At 61.9% G+C, this 1,602-nt stretch carries 1 protein-coding gene; it reads left to right on the top strand.

The window, feature by feature from the left end:
* The coding region (locus tag AWB70_RS38065) for a non-ribosomal peptide synthetase (protein ID WP_143281758.1) at nt 1–1,602 on the top strand (1,602 nt) is incomplete at both ends.

Below are 1,602 nucleotides of genomic sequence, written 5' to 3'. Positions count from 1 at the left end.
TTCGACACACGCATGCACGCCTGAGCGCGTTGCTCGCGCACGAACACGCGCCGCTCGCGCTGGCGCAACGATGCAGCGACGTGCCCGCCTCGACACCGCTGTTCAGTGCACTGTTGAATTATCGGCATAACGACGGCCCGCCCGAGACGTTGGCGATACCGTTCCGCGCCGCGCTCGAAGGTATCGACATGATCGGTTTCGAGGAGCGCACCAACTATCCGCTCACGCTGTCGATCGACAACAACGGCGATTCGCTGACGCTGGATGCGCAGGCCGTCGCGCCGATCTCGTCCGAACGCATCTGCACGTACATGCATCAGGCACTCGACAGTCTTGCCAATGCGCTCGAATCCGCGCCCGCCATGCCGGTCGATCAGCTCGATATCCTGCCGCACGACGAACGCAAGCTGTTGCTCGAATCGTTCAATGCGACGAGCGCGCCTTTTGCTCAGCATGCATGCATTCACCAGTTGTTCGAAGAACAAGTCCGCCGCAGCCCCGATGCGATCGCCGTCGTCTTCGCCGACACGATGCTGACGTATGCCGCGCTCAATGCGCGCGCCAATCAGCTTGCGCATCGACTGATCGGCCTTGGCGTGACGCCCGACACGCGCGTTGGGCTGTGCGTGGAGCGCAGCCCGGAGATGGTGATCAGCCTGCTGGCGATTCTCAAGTCCGGCGGCGCTTATGTGCCGCTCGATCCCAAGTATTCCGGCGAGCGCCTTGCATCGATCCTGAATGACGCCGCGCCACTGCTGCTCGTCGCGGACGATACCGGCCGCGCCGCACTGCGCGACACGAGTTCGTACGTCGTGCTCGATCCGCACAAGCCGCTTGCACTGTCCACGGACGATCCGCGCATTCCCGAACTGACGTCGCGCAATCTGGCGTATGTCATCTACACATCCGGCTCCACCGGCACGCCTAAAGGCGTCATGATCGAGCACCGCCAGACGGTCAATCTTCTGACATGGGCGCAGCGAAACTTCACTTTCGACGCGTTGCGCAACACGCTTTTTTCGACGTCGATCAATTTCGATTTGTCCGTGTTCGAGTGCTTCCTGCCGTTGAGCCGCGGCGCATCGGTCTGCCTCGTCGATAACGCGCTGTCGCTCGTCCGGCAGCCGCGATCCGTGTCGCTGATCAATGCGGTTCCTTCAGCGATCAAATCGCTCCTTGCGCAGCACGCGCTGAAAGATATCGACCTTTCGACGCTCAATCTCGCCGGCGAACCGCTCACGACAGAACTGATTCGGCAAATCTTCGAGCAATCGCGCGTTCAGCGGCTGTGCAACCTCTATGGGCCGTCCGAAACGACGACGTATTCGACCTGGAAGCGCATCAAACGCGACGATGCAATCGTCGATAGCATCGGCCGGCCGATCGACAATACGCGCATCTATCTGCTCGATGCCGCGGGCCGGCCCGTGCCGATGGGCGCGATCGGCGAGATTTACATCGGTGGCGCGGGCGTTGCGCGCGGCTACCTGAATCGGCCTGAACTTACCGCCGAGCGTTTCCTCGCCGATCCGTTCAGCGATGAGCCCGACGCACGCATGTATCGCACCGGCGATCTCGCGCGCTATCTTCCCGATGGCAACA

The organism is Caballeronia cordobensis, from assembly GCF_001544575.2.
Lineage (GTDB): Bacteria > Pseudomonadota > Gammaproteobacteria > Burkholderiales > Burkholderiaceae > Caballeronia > Caballeronia cordobensis.
This window is presented reverse-complemented; position numbering and strand designations above follow the sequence as displayed.